General features: G+C 61.4%; 15 protein-coding genes. 5 read left to right on the top strand and 10 right to left on the bottom strand.

What is annotated here, in order from left to right; genetic code table 11:
- Positions 1 to 50: 50 nt before the first annotated feature.
- The gene (gene mfd, locus ABM428_RS09415; RefSeq protein WP_132996610.1) at positions 51 to 3,539 is read right to left on the bottom strand and encodes a transcription-repair coupling factor; all 3,489 of its coding nucleotides are present in this window, start codon (positions 3,537 to 3,539) and stop codon (positions 51 to 53) included.
- A gap of 31 nt (positions 3,540 to 3,570) precedes the next feature.
- Complete coding sequence (locus tag ABM428_RS09410) at positions 3,571 to 4,098, bottom strand: hypothetical protein (RefSeq protein ID WP_005853514.1); 528 nt, start codon at positions 4,096 to 4,098, stop codon at positions 3,571 to 3,573.
- Between the two features lie 153 nt (positions 4,099 to 4,251).
- Here ABM428_RS09410 and hemB point away from each other — a divergent pair, with 153 nt between their 5' ends.
- The gene (gene hemB / locus ABM428_RS09405; protein WP_132996611.1) at positions 4,252 to 5,250 is read left to right on the top strand and encodes a porphobilinogen synthase; all 999 of its coding nucleotides are present in this window, start codon (positions 4,252 to 4,254) and stop codon (positions 5,248 to 5,250) included.
- A 143-nt stretch (positions 5,251 to 5,393) separates the two neighbouring features.
- Positions 5,394 to 5,960: a YSC84-related protein gene (locus ABM428_RS09400; protein WP_005853509.1), complete on the top strand. Its 567-nt coding sequence runs from the start codon at positions 5,394 to 5,396 to the stop codon at positions 5,958 to 5,960.
- A gap of 45 nt (positions 5,961 to 6,005) precedes the next feature.
- Here the strand turns inward: ABM428_RS09400 and ABM428_RS09395 are convergent, their stop codons facing one another.
- Positions 6,006 to 6,878 carry an NAD(P)-dependent oxidoreductase gene (locus ABM428_RS09395; protein WP_353627878.1) on the bottom strand — a complete coding sequence of 291 codons (873 nt, stop codon included), beginning with the start codon at positions 6,876 to 6,878 and terminating at the stop codon, positions 6,006 to 6,008.
- A gap of 98 nt (positions 6,879 to 6,976) precedes the next feature.
- Between ABM428_RS09395 and ABM428_RS09390 the strand changes: the two genes are divergently transcribed.
- The gene (locus ABM428_RS09390; RefSeq protein ID WP_288960162.1) at positions 6,977 to 9,445 is read left to right on the top strand and encodes a penicillin acylase family protein; all 2,469 of its coding nucleotides are present in this window, start codon (positions 6,977 to 6,979) and stop codon (positions 9,443 to 9,445) included.
- Positions 9,442 to 10,005, top strand: a complete 564-nt coding sequence (locus tag ABM428_RS09385) for a pseudouridine synthase (RefSeq protein WP_037944262.1) — start codon at positions 9,442 to 9,444, stop codon at positions 10,003 to 10,005. Before ABM428_RS09390 ends, ABM428_RS09385 begins: the two co-directional genes overlap by 4 nt.
- Before the next feature lie 75 nt (positions 10,006 to 10,080).
- On the opposite strand, the gene ABM428_RS09380 is transcribed toward ABM428_RS09385, so the two are convergent.
- From ABM428_RS09380 to trkA, 5 genes are all read right to left on the bottom strand, one after another.
- Positions 10,081 to 10,482: a DUF2177 family protein gene (locus tag ABM428_RS09380; RefSeq protein ID WP_132996613.1), complete on the bottom strand. Its 402-nt coding sequence runs from the start codon at positions 10,480 to 10,482 to the stop codon at positions 10,081 to 10,083.
- Between the two features lie 111 nt (positions 10,483 to 10,593).
- Positions 10,594 to 11,832: a GTPase HflX gene (gene hflX, locus ABM428_RS09375; RefSeq protein ID WP_132996614.1), complete on the bottom strand. Its 1,239-nt coding sequence runs from the start codon at positions 11,830 to 11,832 to the stop codon at positions 10,594 to 10,596.
- Between the two features lie 56 nt (positions 11,833 to 11,888).
- Positions 11,889 to 12,128: an RNA chaperone Hfq gene (gene hfq / locus ABM428_RS09370; RefSeq protein WP_005853497.1), complete on the bottom strand. Its 240-nt coding sequence runs from the start codon at positions 12,126 to 12,128 to the stop codon at positions 11,889 to 11,891.
- Between the two features lie 141 nt (positions 12,129 to 12,269).
- Positions 12,270 to 13,805, bottom strand: coding sequence for a TrkH family potassium uptake protein (locus tag ABM428_RS09365; RefSeq protein WP_005853496.1), 1,536 nt, complete (start codon positions 13,803 to 13,805; stop codon positions 12,270 to 12,272).
- A 34-nt stretch (positions 13,806 to 13,839) separates the two neighbouring features.
- Positions 13,840 to 15,216 carry a Trk system potassium transporter TrkA gene (gene trkA, locus ABM428_RS09360; RefSeq protein ID WP_005853494.1) on the bottom strand — a complete coding sequence of 459 codons (1,377 nt, stop codon included), beginning with the start codon at positions 15,214 to 15,216 and terminating at the stop codon, positions 13,840 to 13,842.
- Positions 15,217 to 15,369: 153 nt separating this feature from the next.
- Here trkA and ABM428_RS09355 point away from each other — a divergent pair, with 153 nt between their 5' ends.
- Positions 15,370 to 15,840, top strand: a complete 471-nt coding sequence (locus ABM428_RS09355) for a hypothetical protein (RefSeq protein ID WP_132996615.1) — start codon at positions 15,370 to 15,372, stop codon at positions 15,838 to 15,840.
- A 9-nt stretch (positions 15,841 to 15,849) separates the two neighbouring features.
- Here the strand turns inward: ABM428_RS09355 and ABM428_RS09350 are convergent, their stop codons facing one another.
- Positions 15,850 to 17,262 (bottom strand): sigma-54 dependent transcriptional regulator, encoded by a 1,413-nt coding sequence (locus tag ABM428_RS09350; protein WP_037966344.1) that lies wholly within the window; start codon positions 17,260 to 17,262, stop codon positions 15,850 to 15,852.
- The gene (locus ABM428_RS09345) at positions 17,255 to 19,477 is read right to left on the bottom strand and encodes a PAS domain-containing sensor histidine kinase (RefSeq protein ID WP_132997180.1); all 2,223 of its coding nucleotides are present in this window, start codon (positions 19,475 to 19,477) and stop codon (positions 17,255 to 17,257) included. Before ABM428_RS09345 ends, ABM428_RS09350 begins: the two co-directional genes overlap by 8 nt.
- Between the last annotated feature and the right edge of the window lie 82 nt (positions 19,478 to 19,559).

Genomic DNA, 19,559 nt, shown 5'->3' with positions numbered 1-19,559 from the left:
GCGGCGCGGCCTGACCACAGACGGTTGTGAAAGCCTGATCCGGCAACGGGTCAGGCTTTTGCTTTCTTGGCCTTCTTTTCCTTGGCGATCACATGCTCTGCCAGATCACGAGCGATGGCAAAGGCCCCTTTGATCTTGTCGGCATCGGTTTTCCAGTCGCGCTTGACGACGATCTTGTTCTCTTTGACCTTTGCCAGCCCGCGTTGGTCCTGAATGAAGGTGACCAACCCCTCGGGCGAGGCGAATTTGTCGTTGTGGAACTGGATCGTGACCCCCTTGGGTCCGCCATCCAGCTTGGCAATACCGGCGCGTTTGCACATCGCCTTGATCCGCACGACCAGCATCAGTGTGTTCACCTCTTTCGGCAGCTTGCCGAAACGGTCGATCAGCTCGGCGGCAAAGCCTTCCAGCTCGACCTTGGTGGTCAGTTCGGACAGGCGACGGTAGAGCCCAAGCCGCACATCCAGATCAGGGACGTAATCCTCGGGGATCAGCACCGGCACGCCCAGATTGATCTGCGGTGCCCACTGCCCATCGTCGTCGATCACGCCTTCCAACTCGCCCGACTTGATCTTGGCAATCGCGTCTTCCAGCATGGATTGATAAAGCTCGAACCCCACGTCACGCATCTGGCCGGATTGTTCCTCGCCCAGCAGGTTGCCCGCACCGCGAATATCAAGATCCTGCGACGCCAGCGTAAAGCCTGCCCCAAGCGTGTCGAGGCTGCCCAACACCCGCAAACGCTTCTCTGCCGTGGCAGTCAGCTTGGCACGGGGTTTGGTTGTCAGATAGGCATAGGCGCGGGTTTTTGATCGGCCCACCCTGCCCCTGATCTGGTAGAGCTGTGCCAGACCGAACATATCGGCACGGTGCACGATCATCGTGTTGGCCGTCGGGATATCCAGACCGGATTCCACAATCGTCGTGGCCAGCAAGATGTCATATTTCCCGTCGTAAAAGGCGTTCATCCGGTCGTCGAGCTCTCCGGCGGCCATCTGCCCATGGGCAACAAGATAGGTCAGCTCGGGCAGTTGCTCTTTCAGGAACGCTTCGATTTCGGGCAGATCGGTGATGCGGGGCACCACATAGAAGGACTGCCCGCCGCGATAATGTTCACGCAACAGCGCCTCGCGCAGGGTGACGGCATCAAATTCGCTGACATAGGTGCGGATGGCCAGACGGTCGACTGGTGGTGTGCCGATGATCGACAGGTCGCGCACGCCGGTCAGGCTAAGCTGCAGGGTGCGCGGGATCGGCGTGGCGGTCAGGGTCAGCACGTGAATATCCGTGCGCATCGCCTTCAGACGTTCTTTGTGACCCACGCCAAAGTGTTGTTCTTCATCAATAATCAGCAGGCCGAGGTTCTTGAACTTGACCGTCTTTGCCAGCAGCGCGTGGGTGCCGACCACAACATCGACGGTGCCGCGATTGATGCCGTCGCGCGTGGCTGTGGCCTCTTTCGCGGTGACAAAACGCGACAGTTGTCGCACCTCAAGCGGGAAGCCTCGGAAGCGTTCGGCGAAAGACTTATAGTGCTGACGTGCCAGCAGGGTCGTCGGCGCAACAATCGCCACCTGTAGCCCTGACATGGCCGCGACAAAGGCGGCGCGCATGGCGACCTCTGTCTTGCCAAAGCCTACGTCGCCGCAGATCAGCCGGTCCATCGGGTTGCCGCTGGTCAGATCGTCCAGCACATCCGAGATGGCATTCAACTGGTCGTCGGTCTCGGTATAGGGGAAGCGCGCGGAAAACGCGTCCCACATGCCGGGGGGCGGATCCATGACAGGCGCTTTGCGCAGCGCACGTTCGGCGGCGATGCGGATCAGCTTGTCCGCCATCTCGCGGATGCGTTCCTTGAGCTTGGCTTTCTTGGACTGCCACGCGCCACCGCCCAGTTTGTCAAGCAGCCCCTCGTCATGGCCATAGCGCGACAGCAGTTCGATATTCTCGACCGGCAGATAGAGCTTCGAGCTTTCGGCGTATTCCAGGAGCAGACATTCATGGGCGGCACCGGCGGCGGTCACCACCTCCATCCCCAGATAGCGGCCGACACCGTGATCCACATGCACGACCAGATCGCCGGGGCTCAGCGATTGTGTCTCGGTCAGGAAATTCTCGGCCCGCCGTTTACGTTTCGGCGCGCGGATCAAGCGGTCGCCAAGGATGTCCTGTTCAGAGATGACGGTCAGTTTCGACGCGCTGCTGCCGCTTTCCCACGGGGCTTCGAACCCGTGTTCCAACGCCCAAACCGCCAGATGCAGCCCGCGTTTGCCGATGCGGGTGCCGTTCTTGATGGCGATGGTCTCGCCCATGCCTTCGTCTTCGATCAGCCCAGTCAACCGTTCGCGCGCACCGTCGGAATAGCTGGCGATGACCACCGGCCCTTCTTGAAGTTTTGCTTTAATATGTGCGGCCAAAGCACCGAAAAGGCTGATGGTTTCCTGTTGCCGCTCGGGCGCGAAATTGCGCCCCAAGCGTCCGCCCGCATCCAGCACATTCGGACCCGTCGGCTGTGGGAGCGGCTTGAAACTGATCACGCGTTTGCCGATCAGCGCAGTTTCCCACGCGGTGTCGGTCAGGTACAGCCCTTCGGGCGGTGCGGGCTTGTAGACGCTGTCCATCTTCGACCGGTTCGCCATCGCCAGCCTGCGGGTTTCGTATTGATCCGCGATACTCTCCCACCGCGACAGACGTTGCGCGGTCAGTTGGTCGTCCAGCGTGATCGTCGCCCGCGGCACATAGTCGAACAAGGTCTCGAGCGTCTCGTGAAAGAACGACATCCAGTGTTCCGCGCCCTGATGCTTGCGCCCTGCGCTGATTGCCTCGTATAGCGGATCATCGGTGCCCGCGGCCCCGAATTCGATCCGGTAGTTCTGGCGGAAACGGGTGATAGCACTTTCGTCAAGGATGACTTCGCTGACGGGGGCAAGCTCCACGAGCTCCAGCTTTTCTGTGGTGCGCTGCGTCACCGGATCAAAGCGGCGCGCCCCGTCCAGCGTATCGCCAAAGAGGTCCAGCCGCACAGGGCCAAGATCACCGGGTGGGAAAATGTCGATGATGCCGCCGCGGATCGCATAGTCGCCCGGTTCGGTCACCGTCGGGCTCTGGACAAAGCCCATGCGGACAAGGAACCCGCGCAAAGCCGCCTCGTCTATCCGGTCGCCCACACGGGCCGAAAACGCGGCATCGCGCAGGACATCGCGCGCAGGCACCCGCTGGGTCGCGGCGTTCAGCGTGGTCAGCAGGATAAAACGGTCCGGCATTCCATGCACCAGTCCCGCCAGCGTCGCCATCCGCTGCGCCGAGATATCGGCATTGGGCGACACGCGGTCATAGGGAAGGCAATCCCATCCGGGGAAGACCACCACAGGCACATCCGGCGCGAAAAAGCGCAGCGCCGCCTGCATTGCCGCCATGCGTTTGTCATCGCGGGCAATATGCAACACCGGTGTGCCGTTTTTGCCCAGTTCGTTCAGCACCGCCTGTGCGTCAAAACCTTCGGGAACGCCGGACAGCGTGATTTGGGATTTCTCTGACATCAGCAGCTACCTGTATCCGATCGCGGTTTTTTCAACCGCCAAACGGACCTGTATAAAGGTTTTGGTACATGCCCCACATCGATGTGATGAAAATCGAAATCATCCCGATGATCTGGGTATAAAGACGGTGACGGTTCAGCCGTTTGATCAGGCGGTCGCCGGTGCCGGAATCCTCGCGGATCTGCTGCGCGGTCGACACGCTCAGCACCCCTACCAGACACAGCGGAAACGCCAGCAACAGCACGGCTTGGGCGAATTCGAAACGATAGAAAACCGCCAGCGTAAAGAGCATCGTCATGAAAAAGCAGGTGAACCCCAAAATCCAGATGCCGGACACTTGGGTGATATATAGAATACGGTTCACGTTGATGCGTGCCATATCCTCTAGGTCGACCAGCGCCTGTTCACCGTTGCGCCGCGCGCGCAGCACCATATCAAAGGGTACGCCCAAGACCCAATGGCTGGCAGAAGACCAGATCACCGCAACGGCGATCCAGTACCACAGGTTGGAAAAAGACCGCATGTCGATGACTTCGAAAATTGTCTGATAGAGGGTCAAGGTGCGCTCATCTTTGAAGTGAAATCATTGTGTTCAGACGTGCTGCCCTACAATCGTCTGCCTGTCATAGCGGCGCGTTCGCGAAATTCCTAGCCTTGAGCCGTGCAAAAATACGTGGCAAGCCTTGCCCGATAGCATCTGAGGTATTTTTGCATGAGACCCCAACAAGCCCCCTTTCCCGCCACCCGCCTGCGCCGCACCCGTCAATCCGAGGGCGTCCGCGCATTGGTTCGTGAAAATGCGCTGTCTTTGGGAGATCTGATCTGGCCGGTGTTCGTGCGCAGCGGTGAGGGCGTGGAAGAGCCCGTCCCCTCCATGCCCGGCGTCTATCGGCGCAGCGTTGACAAGCTGGTCGATGCCGCGCGCGAGGCTTCTGATCTGGGGATCGGGGCGATGTGTATCTTTCCTTACACCGGTATCGAGGACCGGACAGAGGATTGCGCCGGCGCCTGGGATCCTGAAAACAACGCCAACCGCGCCCTTCGCGCGATCCGCGAGGCGGTGCCCGATATGGTCCTCATGACCGATGTCGCGCTGGACACCTATAATATCAACGGCCATGACGGCTTTGTCGAAGACGGGATCATCGTCAACGACCGCACGGTCGAGGCATTGGTCAAGATGGCGCTGGCACAGGCCGACGCGGGGGCGGATATCATCGGGCCGTCCGATATGATGGACGGGCGCATCGCCGCGATCCGCGCGGGCCTTGAAGGGGCGCGCCATTCGGATGTGATGATCATGAGCTACGCGGCGAAATACGCCTCGGCCTTCTATGGTCCGTTCCGCGATGCCGTGGGGGCCTCGGGGGCGCTGACCGGCGACAAGAAGACCTATCAGATGGATTACGCCAACAGCAACGAGGCGATCCGCCTGATCGAGCGTGATCTGCGCGAAGGGGCCGATATGGTCATGGTCAAACCCGGCATGCCGTATCTTGATATCTGCCACCGCGTGAAATCCAGCTTCGGGGCGCCGACTTTTGCCTATCAGGTGTCGGGTGAATACAGCATGGTGAAAGCCGCCGCCCAGAATGGCTGGATCGACGAAGACCGCGTGATGATGGAAAGCCTGATGGGGTTCAAACGTGCGGGCTGTGACGGGGTCTTGACCTATTTTGCCCCCGCCGTGGCGCGGTTGATGAACGGATAACGCGGCTTCGATGCGCAAATAGCACGCCACTTGTGGCAAATCACCGCCGATTCAAGCCCTAAATTCGTGACACCCGCGGGTTTTGAGCATAAGATCGCGCAGAAACCGGATGAACCGGCACAGGCAATTACAGGCAGAAGACTATGACAAACAACACTTTCTCGCGCCGGGCTTTCGCTTTGGGTGCGATTGCAAGCGCGGGTGCCGTTGCGGCATGTGGCAACGGTGTCGGCAGCCGTGGCAGCGGGATGATCGACGCCCGCGTCGATGCGACGCTCAACGCGATGTACCGCAGCTTCCCCAACACGCGGCAACTGGCGGAAAAATCCAACGGTATGCTGATCATGCCGCTGGTGACCGAGGCGGGCCTTGGCTTTGGCGGTGCTTATGGTCGTGGTGCGCTGCGGGTGAATAACGTGACTGTCGACTATTACTCGGTCACCAAGGCGACGGGCGGCTTGCAGATCGGGGCGCAGCAATATGCGCATGTGCTGTTCTTCATGACTGAAGCCGCGCTCAGCGATTTCCGCCGCTCCCCCGGTTGGGCTGCGGGTGCCGATCTGGAATATGTCATCTCGGATCGTGGTGAAAGCGTCGAAGCGGATACCACAACCGTGCTTGCCCCCGTGCTGGCCGCCGTCTTTGGCCGCGCCGGTCTGCGTATCGGTGCCACGCTTGAAGGCACGAAATATTCGCGCATCATTCCTTGAGCAAAACGCCCGATCCGCACCATCGCGGATCGGGCAGCTTTGGGCTTAAGCCAAGGCGTTCAGACGTTTGAACAGCGCCGACGTGTCCCAACGTCCGCCCCCCATTTTCTGCACATCCTTATAGAATTGATCGACCAGCGCCGTGACAGGCAGGCTCGCGTCAATCTCGTTGCCGGTGTCCAGACAAATCCCCAGATCCTTGCGCATCCAGTCCACGGCAAACCCGTGGTCGAATTTATCGTCCAGCATTGTCTCGTAGCGGTTGGCCATCTGCCAGCTGCCTGCGGCACCCTGGCTGATCACCTCGACCACATCGCGCCCGTCCAAACCGGCCTTCTGGGCGAAATGCAGCGCCTCGCTCAGGCCCTGCACCAGACCGGCAATGGCAATCTGGTTGCACATCTTGGTCATCTGGCCGGCACCACTGTCGCCAAGCCGACGGCAAATCTTGGCGTAAACCTCCATCACGGGCAGCGCGCGATCAAAGGCACCGGAATCGCCACCGCACATGATGGACAGCTGGCCATTCTCCGCCCCCGCCTGCCCGCCGGAAATCGGCGCATCGACAAAGCTGATCTGGCGCGCATCCGCCGCCGCGTGCAATTCGCGCGTAACCGCTGCCGAGACTGTGGTGTGATCGACAAAAATCGTGCCCTCACCCATTCCGGCAAAAGCGCCGTCGTCGCCAACGCAGACGGATCGCAGATCGTCATCATTGCCGACGCAGGAAAAAACGATCTCTGCCCCTTCAGCGGCGGCTTTGGGCGTCTCTGCCATCTTGCCACCGTGGGTTTCTGCCCAAGCGCGCGCCTTCTCTGTGGTGCGGTTGTACACGGTCACGTCATGCCCCGCTTTTTGCAGATGCGCGGCCATTGGCGCGCCCATCACGCCCAATCCCAAAAATGCGAGCTTTGCCATCGTCTTTTCCTTGTCATTCAGTTGCGCTATTGCCTGAGAGGAACCTATCACCCTGCGCGCATTGGTCAATCGCGCGTAGATATACCCAGGAGCGTGACATGGCAGTGGTTTTTCGGTGGCTGATGCGAATTGCAACGCTCTTGGTGGTGCTGGCGGTGATTGGTGTCGGCGGTGCTTACTGGCTGGCCTCGCGGTCGCTGCCTGACTACGACGATACGGTCCGCGTGCCCAACCTCGGGGCCGAGGTGGAGATCGTGCGCGACAACGCCAATGTGCCGCATATCTTCGGGGAAAGCGACCAAGATGTGTTCTACGGGCTGGGCTTTGCTCATGCGCAGGACCGTCTGTGGCAGATGATCACCATGCGCCGCACGGTCCAAGGCCGCTTGTCCGAGGTTTTCGGCACCACGACCGTCCGTATCGACCGCCTGCTGCGGCGCTTTGATCTTTATACCTTGTCGGTGCAATCGCTTCAGGCGCTCGACCCCAAGACCCGCGCAGCGCTGGATGCCTATGCCGCCGGGGTGAATGCCCGGCTGGACCAGATCAACACCGAAGCCCTGGGCCGCGGTGCCCCCGAAATGCTGCTGTTTGACGCCCCCGTCGCCCCCTGGCGCGCCGCGGATTCCGTCGCGCTGGTCAAGCTGATGGCCTTGCAGCTGTCGGGGCATCTGGATGCCGAGGTCAAGCGCGCCCGCACCTCGCTGGCGCTGCCCGATCAAAAGCGCCTGTCCGATATCCTGCCTGACGCCCCCGGCAGTGGCATCGCCGCCCTGCCCGAATATGCGCAGCTGGCCCCCGGCCTGCCGCAGTTCGCCGCCAATATCCCGCTTGATCCCTCGCCGCTGTCGCCGTTCAAATCTTTTGATCTGGCGGGTGCCTCCAACGCTTGGGCTGCCGCACGGGATCGCTCTGCCTCGGGCGGGACGCTGATCGCCAATGACCCGCATCTGGGCTTCACCGCGCCAACCATCTGGTACCTCGCGCGGCTCGAGTTGCAATCGGGCGGTGTCATCGGCGGCACGATCCCCGGTATCCCCGTGGTGCTGACAGGGCGCAGCAGCGCGCTTGGCTGGGGGATCACCTCATCCTATGCCGACGATCAGGACGTCTATATCGAAGAGCTGAACCCCGACAATAGCGAGGAATATCGCACCCCCGACGGGTTCAAGAAATTCGCCAAACGCGCGTCAATCATCACGGTCAAGGATGCCGATCCGATCACCCTGACCCTGCGCTGGACCGACAATGGGCCGGTGCTTCCCGGCAGCCACTATAACCTTGCCGCGATCACCCCGCCCGGTCATGTCGCCGCGCTGAACTGGACCGCGCTTGACCCCGCCGATACTTCGATCGCCGCGGCAATGCAGCTGATGGAGGCCAAGACCGTCGAGGAAGGGATCACCGCGGGCGAGGCCTATATCGCGCCGTCGCAAAACCTGACGCTGGTGGATGTGAATACCATCGCGATGAAAACCATCGGCGCGCTGCCCGCCCGCGACGCCGCGCATCAAAGCCAGGGGCGCATGCCCACACCGGGCTGGATCGCCGCGAACCGCTGGCAGGGCCGCCTGCCCTATAGCGCAAACCCCGAATTCCTGTCGCCCCGTGGCGGGATTATCGGCAATACCAACAACAAGACGGTGGACCGCCCCTTCCCCAACCACGTGTCCTTCCTCTGGGGCGATACGCAACGCATCCAGCGGTGGCGCAACCTGATGCAGCGCCGCCAGGTGCACACCCGCGACAGCTTTATCGAAGCGCAACTGGATACGGTCAGCTTCACCGCGCGCTCTCTGCTACCGCTGATCGGGGCCGAGCTTTGGTTCACCGGCGAAACCGCGCCCGAAGGCACGTCTGAGCGCCAACGCCAACGGGCGCTGACCCTGCTTGCCGGCTGGTCGGGCGAGATGAACGAACATCTGCCCGAACCGCTGATCTATGCCGCCTGGCTGCGCGCCTTGCAGCAACGGCTGATCCAGGATGAGCTTGGGGCCCTGGCGCAGGAATTCGATCATGTCGATCCGCTGTTCATCGAACGTGTTTTCCGCGATGTGGACGGTGCGGCCGCATGGTGCGACGTGCTGCAATCCGCCCCGAAAGAGACCTGCCCCGACATGGCCCGCATGGCGCTGGACGACGCGCTGATCTGGATCAACGAAACATGGGGCACCCAGCTGGAATCCCTGCGGTGGGGCGACGCACACCAAGCCACCCACGACCACCAGACCTTGGGCGAAGTTCCCGTGCTGCGCTACTTCATGAACATCCGCCAATCGACCTCGGGCGGTGACAACACCCTGCTGCGCGGCCGCACCCGTGGCACGGGGCCGGACCCTTTCGCCAATGTCCACGGCGCAGGCTTTCGCGGGGTTTATGACTTCGCCGATCCGGATTCATCGGTGTTCATCACATCAACGGGCCAATCGGGCCACTTCCTGTCGCATCACTACGACGATCTGGCACAGCTCTGGCGGCGCGGCGAATACATTCCCATGTCGCTGGACGAAGAGCTCGCCCGCGCCGCCCCCGTCGGCATCACCAAGCTGATACCGGAGGCAGAATGAACCGCGTGATCCTTTTCAACAAACCCTTTGGCGTCTTGTCCCAATTTACCGACAAGGGCACCGAAGGCTCGCCGCGCCCGACCCTGTCGGCCTATATCGATGAAAAAGGCTTCTACCCCGCCGGACGGCTGGACCGCGACAGCGAAGGGCTGATGGTGCTGACCGATAGCGGCCCGCTGCAAGCCCGTATCTCGCATCCGAAATATAAACTGGCCAAAACCTATTGGGTGCAGGTCGAAGGCACGCCGGATGAACAAGCCCTCGCCGCTTTGCGCAGCGGTGTCACGCTCAAAGACGGCAAGACCGCCCCCGCCAAGGCGCGGCTGATGGACCCGCCCGACCCTCTGTGGGACCGCGACCCGCCAGTGCGGTTTCGCAAATCCGTCCCTGATGCCTGGCTCGAGATCACGATCACCGAAGGTCGCAACCGTCAGGTACGGCGCATGACGGCCCATGTCGGCCTGCCGACACTCCGCCTGATCCGCGCGCGCGTCGGCGACTGGGAACTGCACAAGCTCCAACCCGGCGCATGGCGCTTCTCGTCCGAGCTTGGACGCTGATTCCAAATGGCCCAAAATCCCGGGGGGCGGCCAAAGGCCGGGGGGCTGGCCCCCCCTTCCTTGACCCCTGAACCGTCAGGAAAACAGCCGCGTGCCCCAGACCCCCAAGGTGGCAGAGGTCCCGGTCAGCACCACCCCCCAAGAGAAATCGGTCGCCACCATTTGCGGTGTCCAGTCTTTCAACGTCGCGAGGTTGGTGAACTCATAGGTGCCATAGCCCAAAGCCCCGATCAGCGCGGCATTGCCAAAGACCCACAGCAAGGATTTATCCTGTGCAATCGCGGGCCAGCTTACGAAGTACAGCAGCACAGCGATATAGAAGGCATAGAAGACAAAGGCGGGCAAAAGCCGGAACTGGTCCAGCAGCAAGGGGCCGATATCGCGGCTGAAAACCGGTTTGATCAGATAGCTCAGGCCCAGAAAGTCGAGCCCCAGAAAGATCGCGAATGTCAGCACATAAAGAATAATCAAAGTCATCGGGGGCTCCTGAAAAATCAACGCTCCCCAATCATATGCAGCAGCGCCCGGAAAATGCGACTTTTCCGGGCGCTTTTTATTTCATTCGAATGGTCCCGAAAGCTGCCGGCCTTACAGCCGCTGGTATTGCGCTTCTTGCTGTGCCGACCAACGCACGATCAAGTTAAACCCGTCTTCGGTTTGGGTTTCCTCGATCACGACGTCCTGTTCGAACAGCCAGGCGCGTTTCTTGCCGTCGGCAAAGGCCAGCGTCAGCTCGGCTTCACGCACCGCACCTTGCAGCGCTTCGGCGATGACCGCTTGCAACTCCTCCAACCCCTCACCCGTGATGGCAGAGATGGCAAGAACACTGTCGTCGCGCTGCGCACGGGCGCGTACGGCGGCGGCACGGTCGTCATCCAGTTGGTCGAGCTTGTTCCAGACCTCGAAGCTGCGCGTATCCTTGGGCACGCCCAAGGACGTCAGGATATCGCGCACATTGCGGGCCTGACTTTCCGTCTCTGCATGAGAGATATCGCGCACGTGGCAGATGATATCGGCGGCCAGAACTTCTTCCAGTGTCGCGCGGAACGCGGCGACCAGTTCGGTCGGCAGGTCAGAGATGAAGCCCACGGTGTCGCTTAGAATGATCTCTGGCCCGTCGGGCAGCACAAGGCTGCGCATGGTCGGGTCCAGCGTCGCAAACAACATGTCTTTCGCCATCACATCGGCCCCGGTCATCCGGTTGAACAACGTCGATTTGCCTGCGTTGGTATAGCCCACCAGCGCCACGATGGGGAACGGTACCTTGGCACGCGCGGCGCGGTGCAAGGCGCGAGTCTTTACGACCTTGTCCAACTGCCGGCGCAAGCGCACCAACTGTTCGTCGATGGCGCGGCGGTCCGATTCAATCTGGGTTTCACCGGGGCCCCCGACAAAGCCCAAACCACCCCGCTGCCGTTCAAGGTGGGTCCAGGCGCGGACCAGACGCGTGCGCTGGTAGTTCAGCGCGGCCATTTCGACCTGCAGCACCCCTTCGCGGGTGGCGGCGCGATCGCTGAAAATCTCGAGGATCAGACCGGTACGGTCAAGCAGTTTGACGCCCCATGCTTTTTCAAGGTTGCGCTGCTGGACCGGCGTTACCGGTCCATCGACCAGCACCAGTTCAACCTCGGCCTCTTCAAAGACAAGCCGAAGCTCCTCGATCTTGCCAGAGCCGAACAGCATGCCCGCGCTGACGGTGCGCAGGGGCACGATATTGGCCCCTTCCACGTCCAGATGCGGCAGGGCACGGGCCAAGGCAACGGCTTCCGCCAAGGCGGGCTCCGCGATGCGGCGGTCATTGTCTGACTTGATGTCAGGGTGAATCACCCAAGCCCGGGTACGCTTCGGGCCTGCGGTGTCATCAATTTGAAACGGAGGACGGCTCAATTAGCGTCTTCACCCTCGTATAGCGAGATCGGCGTGCTTGGCATGATCGTGGAAATCGCATGTTTGTACACAAGCTGCGATTGGCCATCACGGCGCAGAAGAACACAGAAATTGTCAAACCATGTGATGACGCCTTGCAGCTTCACACCGTTGATCAGGAAAATCGTTACCGGCACCTTTGTCTTGCGCACATGGTTCAGGAATGCGTCTTGCAGGTTTTGTCGGTCAGCCGCCATTGTTGGTCTCGCTCTTATTCTTGCTGTTGTTCTTGCTGGCAACCGCGGATCGGTTCACCCCTTCGGAAGACTATGAAGACCCGCGCACAGAGTTTCCACCCCAAAATGTCAGAACTGTTGCGCGCAAAGCCGCATCCCGTGTCACGCGCGCCACAGATCAGGGGTGAGCAGCGCAATAATCGCCAAAGTTTCCAGCCGCCCCAGCACCATTGCCGCACATAGGATCATCTTGGCCCCGTCGCCCAGCTGGATCAACGCGATCGGGGCATCGGCGGCAAACTCCATCAACGGGCCGGTTGTCGCCAGTGTGGCCACCGACATCACCAGCGCATCGGCGAAGGGCGCGCCGACAAAGGTCAGCAGCAGGGTCACCCCCGCCAGCGACAGGGCGAAAAGCATAAAGAAGATCCAGGCGATAAACGCCCCGTTACTTTGCAGCCGCCGCCCCGCTTGACCGGCGCCTGAAACAGAGTGCGGATGGACCAGCCGTTCCATCTCGCGGACGCCATTGCGATACAGTGCAAAGACCCGCAGCAGCTTGACCCCGCCCGCCGTGGTCGCCACCCCGCCGCCGATCAGCGCCAGCCCCATGAGGATCAGCCCCGGCGTCTCGAGCCCCGACCAGCTTTGGGCTTCGGCCCAGGACGCGCTGACAAATCCGGTGGTGGTCAGAAAGGAGGTGACTGTGAACATGGCCCCCCAGAAGGCGCTGCCGGTCTCAAGCGCTTCGGCGCTGGCATCCACATCGAAAGCGCCAAGGAAATGACGTACGAACAGCACCACAGGCACGCCGAGGATCAGCGCCAGCCCCATGCGGAATTCCGGATCGGTAAAAAGCCCCCCTTGCGTCGCCGTCACCGTGTCTTTGGAAAAGGTCAGCCGCGACAGCGCGAACAGCATGAACAGCATCATCATCGCCTCGGCCCCGAAACCGACACCGGTGTCATGCGTCCCCCCAAGTGGCGAGATGCCCGAGGTCGCCAGCACCGACATCGCATGGCACAGCGCGACCAGCGATCGATCTCCGTTGGCCAGCAGCAGCAGCCACAGCATCAGCGTCAGCGCTAGATAGGTGGGCGTCAGCGCCGCCGCCGACCTGAGCAACCGTTGGCGCGGGTCGATCTGGCCCATATTGCTGCGGCGTTCGTCCGGGTTGCCGGGTTCGGCCTGCGAGGTCACCTCGAATCCGCCAAGGTGTAAGGGTGCGAGAATGGCCGACGCCGCGATCCACATCAGCAGGCCGCCCATCCAGGCGACCTGCGCGCGCCACAGATGTAGCGTGTCACTGATCCGCCCGGGATCATCGAACAGCGTCGCGCCGGTCGTGGTAATCGCGCTGACCATATCGAAATAGGCGTGCAGGAACCGCGTGGTCGGCAGGGCCTCAAGAAACGGGATCGCCAGCAGCGCGGGCAAGAAGACAAAGCTTGAAAACAGCGACATCAACGGCCCCAAGGCCCCGTGCCGCGCGCGCCGTCCGGCATGGGCGACCGCAATCAGGGTAAAGATAATCACCCCCAGCAGCCCCGAATAGAAAAACGCCCGCGATGCCAGATGGTCTTGGGTGGTCAGTGCAAAGATCGCCGGGAAGATAGTCGAGGCGCTGAACACACCGAAAATCAGCAAGAACAGCGGCAGTTCAAGGATCTCGCGGCGGATATAGGATTTGCGTCTCACGTGCGGCGCTCCGGTAATTTGGACGCGGGCACCATCAGAAAAAGTCGATGGAGACCTGCATCAGCTGTTCGACCTGCGGCACGTCTTTGGCCAGACAGAACACAGCGATGACGTCGCCTTCTTCGATGCGTGTGGTGCCAAGGGGGCGCATGACCTCGTCCCCCTTGCGGACCATGCCCATCAATGCCCCTTCAGGGAAATCAATGTCGGACACACGTTTGCCCGCAATCGGAGAGGTCGACAGCACTTCGGCCTCGATCACCTCTGCCTCGGCGTCGCCGATGGAATAGACCGACCGCACCCGCCCGTGACGGATGTGCCGCAGGATAGAGCTGACGGTGGTGGAACGCGGGTTGATATAGGCGTCGATGCCCAAAGGCTCCATCAGCGGGACCAGCGTGGGGTCATTGATCAGCGCGATGACATAGGGGCAGCCTTCGGATTTGGCGCGCACGCAGGCCAGCATGTTGGTCTTGTCATCATCGGTGATCGCCATCATCGCATCGGCCCGGCCAATGCCCGCTTCGGCCAGCAGGGACGCGTCCAGCCCGTCACCGTTAAGCACGATCGTCCGCTCCAACGCCTCGGCGGCGCGTTCCGCGATGCGGCGGTTCTTCTCGATCATCTTGGTGCGTACCCGCTTGCCGCGCGCCTCGAGGTTCTGGGCCACGGCCAGCCCGACATTCCCCCCGCCCACAAGCACGACGCGTTCAAGCTTGCTGGTGGTCTTGCCAAAAATCTCGAGCGTGCGGGGGATGTCATCGCGGTGGCAAAAGACATAGCAGGCGTCACCAACAAAGAGCTGGTCCTTGGATTCCGGCGCAAACAGCGTGCCATCACGGCGCACCCCGACGACAACGGCGCGCAGCGTCGAGAACAGATCGGTCAACTGTCGCAGCGGCGTGTTCACGACCGGGCAGTCTTCGTCGATCTGGATACCGATCAGATGGGCCATCCCGTCCATAAAGGTCTCTGTATCGAAGGCTGCGGGGGCCGAAAGCCGCTGCAAGGCCGCATTCGCCACCTCTTTCTCAGGCGAGATTACAACGTCGATCGGCATGTGATCGCGACGATAAAGATCGGAATAGATTGCCGTCAGATAGGATTGGCTGCGCAGCCGCGCGATCTTGCGGTTGATGCCAAAGACCGAATGGGCCACCTGACAGGTGACCATGTTCACCTCGTCCGAATGGGTGGCGGCAATGATCATCTCGGCATCGCGGGCACCGGCGCGGTCCAGCACGTCAGGGTAGCTTGCAAAGCCGGCGATCCCTTGCACATCCAGCGTATCGGTGGCGCGGCGCACCAGATCGGCGTTGCTGTCAACGATTGTGACGTCGTTGCGTTCGCCCGAAAGATGGCGGGCAATCTGCCACCCGACCTGCCCTGCGCCGCAAATGATCACTTTCATAAATGGGGTTCCTTTGGCGTGAAGCCTTGCCTTGCGTCACCAGCTGGGGCGTGCCCGCGTGACCCGTGATATGCCAGTGATTTGAATGACAGATGGCTATGCAAGGGTCAATTCAAATGTCAGACTTGCTTCCATAGCAAGACGGGGGCGCATATGCGGAAAACGGCATTGATCATCTGGGGTGGCGTGGCACTGGCAGCCTGCGCACCGTTGAACACCTACTACAAGCCCGGTGCCACTGTCGCGATGGTCGAACGCCAGACCACGCAATGTCAGGTCGATGCCTTGGCGCAGGTGCCTGTGGCGCTTCAAACGCTGCGCACCCCGCCCCGTTTCATCCCGCCGCGCCGCGTCTGCCGGTCCGATGGCCGTTGCACTTCCCGCGCGGGATATTTCGAGCCCGGACAGACCTATACGGTCGATCCCAGTGCCGATCTGCGCAAAAGAGTTGAAACGCAATGTATGGCCGATGCCGGCTTTGCGCCGGTGTCGATCCCGCAATGCCCCGCCGGCATCGCCAAGGCCGCGCCGCAAGGGCGCACGACCGCCCTGCCCGCGCTGACTGAAAACGCCTGCGTGATCCGCAATGACGACGGCAGTTTCCAGATCGTTACGCGGGGGTAGCGAACGCGGTCAGCTATCGGCTGCCCCGTCATCATCCACATGCGCCACCCGCGTGCCCGACTTGGCCGAGGTCACCACCCCGAGGCTTTTGAGCTTCCGGTGGAGCGCCGACCGTTCCATGCCGACGAAATTCGCGGTGCGGCTGATGTTGCCGCCGAAGCGGTTGATCTGGGTCAGCAGGTATTCGCGTTCGAACGCCTCGCGGGCCTCGCGCAGGGGCAAGGTCGCCAAGGCACCGGACAGCACCACGCGGCCCTCTTCGTCGGTGGTTTCTTCCTCGCCCGGCAGCTCGCGCGCTTCGATCGGGCCGGTGCCGTCGCCAAGGATCAGCACACGTTCCACAAGGTTCTTGAGCTGACGCACGTTGCCCGGCCAGACCATCGTCTGCAACAACGCCTCTGCATCGCCCGAGAATTCGCGCAGCGGCAACCCCTGCGAGGCATTGAAATCCGCGATAAAGTGGCGCGCCAAGACGGGGATATCCTCGCGGCGGTCCTCTAGCGACGGGACAGAGATCGGCACGACGTTGAGCCGGTGAAATAGTTCCTGCCGGAAGGTGTCCGCTTTAATCGCGGCGTCCAAGTCCTTGTTTGTGCTGGATATCACGCGCAGATCGACACGCACCTTGTCGTTGCCACCGACGCGGGTGAATTGCTGGTCCACCAGGACACGGAGGATTTTCGATTGTGTCCCCAGCGGCAGATCGGCCACCTCGTCAAAGAAGATCACCCCGCCATGCGCCTGTTCCAGCAAGCCCGGCTCTACCCCACGGTCAGGGGTTTCACGGCCGAACAACACTTCTTCCATGCGGTCCGGCGCGACACTGGCGCAGTTGACCGTCACGAAAGGGGCCGAGGCACGGTTGGAATTGGCATGGATATAGCGCGCGGCGATCTCTTTGCCCGCCCCCGCAGGGCCGCGCAGCATCACCCGACCGTTCGATTTCGTGACCTTGTCAAGCTGCCCCATCAGCGTTTTGAAGGCGGTCGAGCTGCCGATCATATCGGTGCTGGCGACCTCGCGCCGTTTGAGGCTGTGGTTCTCGCGACGCAGGCGCGAGGTTTCCATCGCGCGGCGGATCACCACCATCAACTGGTCGATATTGAAGGGTTTTTCGATGAAGTCATAGGCACCCTGCTTGATCGCCGCGACCGCGATTTCGATGTTCCCATGCCCCGAGATGATGACGACAGGCACATCCGGATTGTCCCGCTTTACCGTCTTCAGAATATCGATCCCGTCCATCCGGCTGTCTTTCAACCAGATATCAAGGATCATCAGCGCTGGCGGTTCCGCGTTGATGGCCGAGATCGCCTCGTCCGAATTGCCGGCCAACCGCGTGACAAAGCCCTCGTCTTCCAGAATGTCCGAAATCAACTCGCGGATGTCGCGTTCGTCGTCAACGATCAGGATGTCACTCATTATGGGTCTCCAGTTCTGGGGTTCCGGTGGGGGCAGCAAGGGGTAGCGTGATAACCGCCATTGCGCCGAAATGTGTTTCGCCCGCGAAGACCGGCGCGTTTTCCAACGACAACGTCCCGCCGTGTTCTTCGATGATCTTTTTCACGATGGGCAGGCCAAGGCCAGTCCCTTCGGATCGGGTGGTGACATATGGCTCGAACAGTCGCGCGCGGTCTTCCGGCAATCCGATGCCATTATCCGCTATGGTGATTTGTAGCGCTGTTTGGGTTGTGGTCAACTGCACCTCGATGCGCGGGTCTATGTCGGCCTCTGGGTCATTTTGCTTACGGCTTTCAATGGCTTCGCCCGCGTTCTTAATCAAATTTGTTAAGGCTTGCGACAGCATTGTCTGGTCCACCCGCGCCAGTATCTCTTGTGTCGGCAGATTGGCGCTGATGGTCACATCGGGCTGGCCCGACTGCTGCAACACGACCGCATCCTGCAACACCTGAACGACATTCTGCACAGAGGTTTCAGGCTCTGGCATGCGCGCGAATTTGGAGAATTCGTCGACGATACGCCGCAGGTCACCAGTCTGGCGGATGATCACGCCGGTCATCTGGTCAAGGCTGGCTGCGTCGTCGGGCAGCTTGGGGCCGAACTTGCGTTTGATCCGCTCGGCGCTCAGCTGGATCGGGGTCAGCGGGTTCTTGATCTCGTGGGCAATGCGCCGGGCCACGTCGCCCCATGCGGCCATGCGCTGCGCGCTTACTAGATCGGTCACATCGTCAAAGGCCACAACATAGCCCTCTAGCCGCCCGTCTTCGCTGCGCCGTGTGGCGACGCGCACCAGCAGATTTTCCATCTGCCCCTGTCGCGAGACCTTGATCTCGCCCTGCGCGACCTCGTTCTGCCCTTTGACGACCGAATTGAACAGCGGGCCGAACTCCGGCACAGCAACAGAGAGCGCCAGCGATTGCTGGTCCTCGCTCCAGTCCAGCAGCCGCGCGGCAGAGCGGTTGACGAAGGTCACCCGCCCTTCGGGGTCCAGCCCCACGACGCCCGAGGTGACGGAGCTAAGCACCGAATCGAACAGGCGGCGGCGGCGTTCGATCTGGCGGGTGTTATCCAGCAACGTCTCGCGCTGGCCTTTCAACTGTTTGGTCATCTGGTTGAAGTAGCGGCCAAGCATGGCGATCTCGTCATCGCCTTCTTCCTCGCGGACCTGAACCTCAAGATCACCGGCACCGACCTGCTGCGCCGCGCCCGTCAACCGGCCCACCGGCCCTGACAGACGTTCGGCAAACCACAGCCCCAGCCAGACCGCTGCGAGAATCAGGATCACCGCAAAGCCCACATAAAGCAGCCCGAATTCGAACAGCAGCTTGCCGCGCTCGTTTTCAAGCTGTTGGTACAGCCGCACCGTCTCCTTGGTGTCGTCCAGCAGCGACAGGATTTTTCCGTCCACATCGCGGCTGACGTAAAGATAGCGGTCGACAAAGGCTTCCATCAGCACCAGCGCGCGGAATTCGTTGTTATCCCAATCCTCGATCACCAGCGGCGCGCCGTCGAGCTCTTGTGCCTCGCGGATCTGTTCGGGTGTCGGTTCTTCGAAATCGAACAGATAGGACCGGTCGCCGCGCGCGCGGATCTGGCCGGTGCCGTCGATCATATAGGCCTCGCGCAAGCCGCGCTGGATCAGGCGTTGCCCGTCCGCCAAAAGCTGGGTGTCAGGCACATCAACGCCCTGCGTGCGCGCTTGATCAATCGCGCGGGCCAAGGCGATGGCATCTTCGCGCAGATCGTCGCTTTGCTCGTTCTCATAGGCTTCGGCGGCGGCCAGCGAATTGCCCACCACGGACCGTACCCGATCCGAGAACCAGCCTTCAAGCCCGACGTTGATCGTCAGCCCCGCGAAGATCGCAACACTCACCGTCGGGATCAGTGCCATCAGCGCGAACACCCCCGTCAGACGCAGGTGCAACCGCGAGCCCGCAGACTTCGCCCGCCGCGCCGCCACCAGCCGCGCGACCTCGCTCAGCACAAGGGCGGCGACGAGCAGGATATAGACCAGATCGATCAGCAGAATGATGCGCAGGCTGGGGGTGTTTCCGCCTTGTTCAAGCGGGCCGAGCACCAGATAGGTGACAAGCGCCAGCACCGGCCCCAGAACGACAAGGCCCAGGGTCGCCAGATTGCGCACGCGCCTGATCCGGCGCAGGCGCTCAAGCCGCATAAGATAGTAGCTGCGTGACCGGGTAAGCACCCGCTATCCTCACCGATGATGTGATGCACCTATGCATCAACCGCCCATTTTT

Origin of the sequence: Sulfitobacter sp. TCYB15, assembly GCF_040435955.1 — a bacterium.
GTDB classification, from domain to species: domain Bacteria; phylum Pseudomonadota; class Alphaproteobacteria; order Rhodobacterales; family Rhodobacteraceae; genus Sulfitobacter; species Sulfitobacter pontiacus.
Note: the sequence above shows the minus strand (reverse complement) of the source record. Positions and strands in the feature narration are given on the sequence as shown.